Source organism: Mixta mediterraneensis, assembly GCF_030283135.1.
GTDB lineage: Bacteria > Pseudomonadota > Gammaproteobacteria > Enterobacterales > Enterobacteriaceae > Pantoea > Pantoea mediterraneensis.
This window is the reverse complement of the sequence record NZ_JASUAZ010000075.1, coordinates 1-8,829: the sequence shown is the minus strand read 5'-3', so window position 1 is coordinate 8,829 and position 8,829 is coordinate 1. Positions and strand designations below refer to the sequence as shown.

Annotated in this window: 6 protein-coding genes and 1 pseudogene; 4 read left to right on the top strand and 3 right to left on the bottom strand. The window is 47.3% G+C overall.

Translation table 11 applies throughout. The annotated features are described in order from the left end of the window. Positions 1–116: 116 nt before the first annotated feature. A complete protein-coding gene (locus QRY16_RS21050) occupies positions 117–629 on the bottom strand; it encodes an O-acetyl-ADP-ribose deacetylase (protein ID WP_289777940.1) in 513 nt (170 codons plus the stop codon). A 1,450-nt stretch (positions 630–2,079) separates the two neighbouring features. Here QRY16_RS21050 and QRY16_RS21045 point away from each other — a divergent pair. Continuing rightward, positions 2,080–3,108 carry a tyrosine-type recombinase/integrase gene (locus QRY16_RS21045; protein WP_289777939.1) on the top strand — a complete coding sequence of 343 codons (1,029 nt, stop codon included), beginning with the start codon at positions 2,080–2,082 and terminating at the stop codon, positions 3,106–3,108. A 433-nt stretch (positions 3,109–3,541) separates the two neighbouring features. On the opposite strand, the gene QRY16_RS21040 is transcribed toward QRY16_RS21045, so the two are convergent. Both QRY16_RS21040 and QRY16_RS21035 read right to left on the bottom strand, forming a co-directional pair. Then, positions 3,542–4,432 carry a dihydrodipicolinate synthase family protein gene (locus QRY16_RS21040; RefSeq protein ID WP_289777938.1) on the bottom strand — a complete coding sequence of 297 codons (891 nt, stop codon included), beginning with the start codon at positions 4,430–4,432 and terminating at the stop codon, positions 3,542–3,544. Between the two features lie 46 nt (positions 4,433–4,478). After that, positions 4,479–5,180 carry an N-acetylmannosamine-6-phosphate 2-epimerase gene (locus QRY16_RS21035; RefSeq protein ID WP_289777941.1) on the bottom strand — a complete coding sequence of 234 codons (702 nt, stop codon included), beginning with the start codon at positions 5,178–5,180 and terminating at the stop codon, positions 4,479–4,481. A gap of 150 nt (positions 5,181–5,330) precedes the next feature. Here QRY16_RS21035 and QRY16_RS21030 point away from each other — a divergent pair, with 150 nt between their 5' ends. From QRY16_RS21030 to QRY16_RS21020, 3 genes and pseudogenes are all read left to right on the top strand, one after another. Next, positions 5,331–6,188: an N-acetylmannosamine kinase gene (locus QRY16_RS21030; RefSeq protein WP_193406829.1), complete on the top strand. Its 858-nt coding sequence runs from the start codon at positions 5,331–5,333 to the stop codon at positions 6,186–6,188. A 93-nt stretch (positions 6,189–6,281) separates the two neighbouring features. Then, a complete protein-coding gene (locus tag QRY16_RS21025; protein WP_289777937.1) occupies positions 6,282–7,166 on the top strand; it encodes a MurR/RpiR family transcriptional regulator in 885 nt (294 codons plus the stop codon). Positions 7,167–7,507: 341 nt separating this feature from the next. Next, positions 7,508–8,704 (top strand): annotated as a pseudogene (locus QRY16_RS21020) (sialate:H+ symport family MFS transporter); the annotation flags it as partial. Positions 8,705–8,829 lie beyond the last annotated feature (125 nt).

Here is an 8,829-nt window from a genome sequence, read left to right as displayed (position 1 = left end):
ACGCCAATGGCCACGTTACTTGATGGAAAACGGGTCTGGGCAGAAAAGAATCTGAACCAGATTTAATCTGACAGACACCTGTATAAATAACCGGTAACTGTCAGATCAGGTCTGAGCTAGTACAGTTTAAAATATAGCCGATAATTTTCTTCATCAAAGCAGACTAAATTAACTTTCTCGATACCGGGATTGTCCTGCACACCTTGTGTAATTACTGCCAACGCAATCGTTGCAGCACTTTCTTTGGGGAAATGATAAATTCCGGTACTGATATTGGGAAAGGAAACTGTTTTTATTCCGTGTTCTTCAATGAGTTTAAAACAACTTAAATAGGCTTTTTTTAACAGATTTTCTTCGTCATGATGACCATCCTGCCAGCGTGGCCCTACGGTATGGATAACATAACTGGCAGGTAATTTTCCAGCTGTTGTGATGACAGCCTCTCCCACCCTGCAACCGCCCTGATGAGCCCTTATTTTCTGACACTCAGCCAGAATCGTGGGTCCGCCAGCACGATGAATTGCCCCATCAACACCGCCGCCACCGAGTAATGATGAGTTCGCTGCGTTGACAATCGCTTCTGCAGTCACTTTCGTAATATCATCTTTTATTAATGTAATTTTGCCCATGGTTTCCTCGCTCAATATGCTTTTAGTCGCTGGAAATGATGTTATTCATGTTGTTCAACTTACGTTACGTCGTTTACCCTGTCGTCAGCAGCGCTCGGAACCACAGTGTTTTTTATCCCAGCGGTTTTCCCAATTCTTACGTCTCGCCACTGATTTATTTCAGCCTTTACAATAACGTATGGATAACGTTTTTATTGCTTCTGAATTCTGTCATAGCTTCCCCGTTGTGATAGTGCCACGCAAGGCGTCATTTAAAACTGGCTCACTTCTTTAGGGTAGTTTACGGAATTGATCTATGCGTTTTCGCAGCCGTCAGGACAAGAGATCATTTGCGGATCGTATTTTAAAAAGGCAAAATTATTCATTATAGCTTTAAGGTTTTCACAAACGGTATTTCATTTAATAAACTTTTTTAGAGAGACTGTTTGACATAACGAAATGCAAGAAATTTTCATATCAAATAAGATAATAAACATGGATCCGAGGATAAAATATGTTATTATCTGCCGTGCTGTTATCTATTTTTAATACGTTCGAGATGTATTGTATTTATGCGAATGAATTTTTTAAATTTTCTTTTATAAAATGCATTTGATTGTTTAGATTAAGAAATAATCTTGTGTTTTATTGCTCTTTTAGAAGCAGGCTGGGCCATTTATTATGAAAGCACTGGCGGTGAAAGGGTCAGGATATTAAAAAGTAAAAACTATATTCTAATTATGGGGGAATAGTTTTCTATTAATATGTTTCATCCCGCCAATATAGATTTTATTTCAGGAAGTGTGTCGCATTCTATTGAATAGCTTGGTTTTTTAAGGGGTTTTATAAACTGAGTGTGAAGAGGAGTAATAAAAATCATTGTAATATATGAATTTATATTTTAATCAAATAATGTCATTTATTGCGATGATTAAATTTTAATCTTTCTGTATTTTATTACACCTTGTTTTAATTTACCCTCGATTATAAAGTTATTTAATTTATTCAGCATAGAGTGAATTTTTAACTTATCTCATCCAAAGTTAAGAGCTAATTCCTTCCCCATCTGTTATTAAAACTTCGTCCTTATGTCATATGCAGAAATTATTGATAGTCAGAACTTATAGTTTATACCATAAAATAATTGCCTCTTTCAGACCTGTCTAAAAGCCGTTTTGAAACGGGTCTGAAGTGCATTAACCGAATAATGACTTTATATAATAAGCATTATATAAAATCAGGACAGCACAACGAAACGCAGGTATCATGGGGATCTGCTGAAGATCCGACTGTACGGCAGCATTTATATGGATATGGTGACATAATGATGTCCGGTCATTGTTCATGCAGAGGACACATACTGCACTGAAAATGGCGTCGCTACGTGAATTCTGACGGGTAAGACCCCTGCTTCTTTTTCTAAATTCACGTAGCGCGATCAATCTATAAAGCGGCGATAAAGTGAGCGGAAATGACAGAAATTATACAGACTGGGGGCATTGTCGCTTTTCATGGTGCGGATGAAGATCTGGCCAACCGTCTCGAAGCTTTCGTTCAGGAACGGGATGCCTTTTCACCCAATACCTGGCGACAGCTACTAAGCGTGATGCGGATCAGCTGGCGCTGGACACAGGAAAATGACCGGAACTTTCTTCCGATGGCTTCCGCCGACCTGCGGGATTATCTCTCATATCTACAGGCAACGGGGCGGGCCTCTTCGACGATTGCCACGCATGCCGCGCTTATTTCAATGTTACACCGTAACGCCGGGCTGACGCCGCCGAACACGTCGCCTTTGGTCTTCCGTACTATCAAGAAGATAAACCGAACGGCGGTTATCTCCGGCGAGCGTACCGGGCAGGCGGTGCCTTTCCGGCTGGCTGATCTGACCAGACTCGATAAGCACTGGGCCGGTTCCGTGTGCCTGCGGGAGGTGCGCAATCTTGCTTTTCTGCATGTGGCTTACAGCTCTCTGCTACGCGTCAGCGAACTTTCCCGCCTGCGGGTCCGCGATGTCACCCGGGCTGCGGATGGCCGCATTATCCTTGACGTCGCCTGGACCAAAACCATTGTACAAACCGGTGGACTTATCAAGGCGCTCAGCGCGCTGTCTACGCAGCGCCTGACGGAATGGATAGCCGCTTCTGGCCTGGCGGGTGAGCCAGACGCCTTTCTGTTCTGCCCGGTGCACCGTTCAAACCGGGCCATCATCACGGCTAAGCCGATGAGCCTGCCAGCGCTGGAGGATATTTTCTTTCGGGCATGGCAAAGCGTCGGGCCAGCAGAACCCGCCCGAACCAATAAAGGCCGTTACCGCGGCTGGAGTGGACACAGTGCGCGCGTTGGCGCAGCGCAGGACATGGCAAAACAGGGCTATGCGGTGGCGCAGATTATGCAGGAAGGCACCTGGAAAAAACCAGAAACGCTGATGCGCTATATTCGCAATGTGGATGCCCACAGCGGCGCTATGGTCGATTTTATGGAGAAAATGACAGGCTAAAACGGCCAGGCAAAAGGAGTGATCTTTGTTTATCACCCTCTCACCGGCAAGGTTTTGTTCGCGAAATACATATTCCGGCACGAAAAAACGCCGAGGGAGTTTTAGGCTTTTTTCTCGCCAAAAAAGGGCGGGGCTTTATGACGTTTTCCTGCCCGCCCGGCACTGCTGAAAAAAGGCAATTTCACAACACGGTTGCCAGAATTCAGCAGTTTCGTTAAAGATAGCTTAAGGCTTTACTACAATATTTCCTTTTTGCCTGAATTCGCTGATATGTTTCCGGCAATCTGCCTCTTATCGTCAGAGAACCTCGTCTGTCGGCGCATTTGAGATACAGGGGCCTTCGCCTTCCTGCAAGGTGCTGGCGAGTGGTTACCGCAATATTTGTCCAATGCTATTATTTCGAATTTCTGTCGATGCCCATTAAATATGCGTTTTACTCACTGAGGGCTGCACGCATTCTGTTAACTACAACCTGCTTTTGCTCAACAGTTAATGGACGAAGCGGAAAGCGGGGATTGCCAGCATCAATTCCATGAAGCTGCATAGCGGCTTTCCCGGCGGCAACTCCGCCAAATTCGACCAATACACGTATCAGTGCAATAACCCGATCCATGCCCTGCTGTACCGCAGCCAGATCACCTGCGTTGAAATCTTTTATAATTTTGTGAAACAGCGGCGCTGCATAATTGTAAGTACTGCCAACGGCACCCAAAGCGCCCACCGCCAGCGCCCCTGGCAAATGTTCATCTACGCCGAAAGGAATATCGAACTTTCCACCGTAAACGCGCATACAGCGTTGAAATTCATACAGATCGGCGCTGTTGAATTTAATTCCCGACAAATTAGGGATAGCGGCGTCCGCGCTGAGCAGAAATTGTTCCATATCCAGGTTCACGCCTGACATGCCGGAATGGTAATAGTAGAAGCCTTTGGAAGGTGCAGCCGCAGCAATAACCTGGCAATAGGCAATGAGGTCATCAATATTCGCAGGTTTAAAGAAGCACGGTCCAATGACTGACGTGGCAAAAATATCTAATGTCTCGGCATGTCGTGACAGCTCAACGGCATCTTTAATACTGAGCGCCCCCGTGTGCACAGTGATACTCAGTTTACCCTGAGCTGCTTTTACCCAGCGTTCAGCGATTTTTTTGCGTTCTTCAACTGAGCAATGGATCCCCTCACCGGTCGTGCCACAGACATAAACGCCTTGTACACCATCATCCACCAGGTGTTCAGCAATCTGATCGATAGCCTGAAAATTCACCTCACCCTGCGCATCAAAAGGTGTGTGCGGAGCAGCAATCAGACCTGTTAATTTTTTCATGTGCTTCCTTATTGATTAAAGTAAATTTGCGGCCAGACTAATGGAATTAATACTCAGTCAGTTTTGCCTGTTCATGTTGAGCAATGGCATCACAAAACCAGCCACAAATATGCTCGATGCGTGTGATCGCGGAGCCAACTGTAACGGCATAGGCACCCGCTTTCATTACCGCTGCTGCAAGTTCGGGAGAGTTATAACGCCCCTCGGCGATTACCCTGCATCCGGCCTGGACAAGCTGCCGGACAAGCTCAATGTCTGGCTCAGAGGGCGCAGGCATTTGTGTATAACCGGACAGGGTTGTACCAATGAAATCGAGCCCCATTTGTTGCGCTAACAGCCCGTCTTTCAGGCAAGAAGCGTCGGCCATAGCCAGACAGCCGGTTTTACAGACCCGCTGATATAACGCTTCAACTGAGACGGGGCGGGCGCGTTGAGTGACATCAAAGGCTATGATGTCCGCACCGGCCGCGCTTAAAGCATCAACGTCTTCCAGCCAGGGAGTGATCCTGACATCTGAATCGGGCAGATCACGTTTGATAATGCCAATAATGGGAGCATCAGTAACTTTGCGCACTGCTTCAATATTGCTAATGCCTTCAATGCGAAGCGCGGCTGCCCCGCCGTCGAGAGCCGCACAGGCCATTGCGGCGACGATTTCTGGTTTGTCCATGGCGCTGCCAGGTACTGGCTGGCAGGAGACGACCAGCCCATTTTCTAACTGGTTGTGGAGATCATCCACCTTACGCATGTTGATCTTTTCCATGGCTTCAAACTCCAATAATATATTTTAAATGAAGTATAACTCCATTCATGGTAGATCTTTTATTTGCGGGGCGCAATGGCATGAGCAGCTATCGTCGCTTATTACAGATTTTTCAATTTAATGGGGATCATTCACATGGAAAAAGCGTTAGCACTGGACATTGGCGGAACCAAAATTGCGGCTGCGATAGTGGAAAGCAGCGGGAAACTCTCAGCCCGACAGCAGGTTGCCACCCCCCGTGGAGATGCCGGTCAGCTGTCGGCGGTGCTGGAAACGTTAATTAAACCGTATCTGGGGCAGGTCGATTTAATTGCTGTTGCCTCAACGGGTATCATTAATAATGGCCGTTTAACCGCGCTTAATCCTGTCAACCTTGGCGGCCTGGCTGATTTTCCTTTGCAGGGTTGTATTCAGTCGATTGGCGATTTACCGAACGTTCTGCTTAATGACGGTCAGGCGGCAGCATGGGCTGAATACCAGGCTTTGCAGCATGAATGCGATAACGCTTTGTATATTACAGTTTCTACCGGCGTGGGCGGTGGGATTATCTGGAATAAGAAATTGTTAATCGGTCATAGCGGGTTGGCCGGTCATATCGGACATACCGCTTTTGATCCACAGGGAAAATTATGCGGTTGTGGTCGCCGTGGATGTGTCGAGAGTGTCGCATCAGGAACAGCAATCAGTGCGGCGTTAAATCTGCCCGCCTCGCAGGTTTTTGAAATGTCACGAGCTGGCGATGCGCAGGCCAGGCAAGTTATCCATCATTCAGCTACCGCAGTCGCGTCTGTGTTGGCAGACATGCATATCGCTCTGGATCTGGAGGTGGCCGTTATGGGTGGAAGTGTCGGCCTGGCAGATGGCTATCTGGAGAAAGTCGTTGAGATGCAACGAGCACTGCCAGAAATCTTTCGTCTGCCACTTCAACCAGCTTATCACCGTCAGGACAGTGGACTGGTAGGCGCAGCTTTATGGGCCATGGCCACACTGTAGATTCTGCGCTACGCTTCACGATATGAAACAACTATGTAATCATATACGCCAGATAAATAGTTGATTCTTTCACTCTTCCCCCGAGGTGTCCGTGTGAAAACTGATGTTCATTGTTTTAAGCCGGGTCAAATCCTTGATGCCCTGGGGGCAATGCAGAACAGCCTTACCCGCTCTGCTCAGCGTATCGCCGTTTACATTCAGGCCGAACCCTCTACTGTTACCCAGCTTTCCCTCGCCGAGCTTTCGGCCCTGACTCAGGCCGGTGAAGCCACTATTATTCGTTTCTGCCGGACTCTGGGCTATAAAGGCTTTCAGGATTTTAAAATGGATCTGGCTATTGAGGTGGCGACACGCGCTAATAATGAGGAGAGCTTGCTGGATGCTGACATTCAGGACGCTGACAGCGCACAGGCTATTGCAGGCAGACTACAGTCGGCCATTAATAATGTCCTGACGGAAACCATCAATCTGCTGTCTTTAGAAAGCGTCGAGCAGGTGGTCAAATTAATGCGCCCTGCCGATCGTATCTGCATTTTTGGATTAGGCTCGTCCGGCATCACCGCAGAAGACGCCAAAAGTAAGCTGATGCGTATTGGGTTACGCGTAGATGCTGCTACGAACAATCATTTCATGTATATGCAGGCTTCTCTTATGAAACCTGGCGATGTGGCTATTGGGATTAGCCATTCGGGAACATCCAGTGAAACGGTGCAGGCGCTGAAACTGGCGAAAGAAGCGGGCGCAACTACCGTGGCACTGACTCACAATATGGGCTCGCGGATCACCGAAATGGCCGATTACGTTTTGATCAACGGAAACCGGCAGGGGCAGCTGCAAGGAGACTCTATCGGCACAAAGATCGCTCAGTTATTTGTTCTTGACCTGATTTATGCCTTACTGGTGAAGGCCGATCCGGCTCAGGCTGAAAAAATAAAACGCAAAACCACGCAGGCCATCAGCCAGAATCATGCTAATTAAGCGATCTTCTTCCATTCTTCTCCCTGTAATCTGCGCTGATTAACTTTCAGTACGACGCTGTACCTCTCAATCCTGCTGCCTGTAATACGCACATCAGTATTTCGCCTTCTTTATCACACTTTTCTTCAACAGAGATTGAAATGACGGAGTGATCTTATACACTCCAATGGAGTTTTACTCCTATATGGAAATAAATGTGGAGCAAAACACTAAGGAGCGTAATAGAAACAGGTATGCGCACTGAACAGCATGAGATGGCCAATAATCATAAATTTTGTGCTGCCTGAGTTATCGAAAACCCATTTCAGCCCGTTGGCTTCCGGGCGTTGGAGAACAACGATATGAGCAATTCAGTACAATCCCGTGCGAATAAGCCAGACACCAGGTCACCCCGTTGGTACAAACAGCTGACGGCCGCGCAATGGAAAGCGTTTACAGCCGCCTGGGTGGGGTATGCTCTGGATGGTTTCGATTTTGTGATAATTACGTTGGTGCTGACAGATATTAAACAGGAGTTCGGTCTGACGTTACTACAGGCCAGCAGTCTGATTTCCGCAGCGTTTATCTCACGCTGGTTTGGCGGACTGGTTTTAGGTGCGATGGGCGATCGCTATGGCCGGAAGTTAGCCATGATCAGCAGTATCGTGCTTTTCTCCTGCGGAACCCTGGCATGTGGCCTGGCTCCAGGATACACCACGCTGTTTGTTGCCCGCTTGTTTATCGGTATGGGAATGGCCGGAGAATATGGCTCCAGTTCAACCTATGTAATGGAAAGCTGGCCAAAAAATATGCGTAATAAAGCCAGCGGATTCCTGATTTCGGGCTTCTCAATTGGCGCCGTGATCGCCGCGCAAGCTTATAGTTACGTCGTACCGGCTTTTGGCTGGCGCATGCTTTTTTATATCGGCTTATTCCCTATTCTCTTCGCGTTGTGGCTACGTAAAAATTTGCCGGAAGCAGAAGACTGGGAAAAGGCGCAACAAAAAACGCAGGGAAATAACAGTCAAACGGGCCTTAATATGGTCGAAATCCTCTATCGTGGTCGTTTGCGTTATCTGAATCTGGCACTGACAGCATTTGCCGCCACTGCGCTCTATTTATGTTTTGCCGGCAGGATGCCAGCAGCGACTATCTGGGTCCTGGGAATTTTCTGCGCGTCAATTTTTATCTATTTTATGGTACAAACCAGTGGCAAACGCTGGCCAACGGGCGTGATGCTGATGTTGGTGGTATTTTGCGCTTTCCTTTACTCCTGGCCGATACAGGCGCTTTTACCTACCTATCTCAAAATGGATCTGGGTTACGACCCGCATACCGTAGGAGATGTGCTTTTTTTTAGTGGCTTTGGTGCGGCAGTGGGATGCTGTATAGGAGGGATTCTGGGTGACTGGCTGGGTACCCGTAAAGCTTATGTCACCAGCTTGCTTCTTTCTCAGTTACTGATTATTCCGCTGTTTGCGATTAAGGGTTCGAATATTTACGTACTTGGCGGGCTTTTATTTTTACAACAAATGCTTGGGCAAGGTATAGCCGGTTTAGGGGTCTGATGCTCAGTCGAACGAAAACTCACGTTAGGCGGCAAAGGTCGTCTGAAAAATCGATTAATGGACAGTAGTGTCCGTTAAATGCCATTTGCCGATTAAAAACACACCGTTTTCGGCGC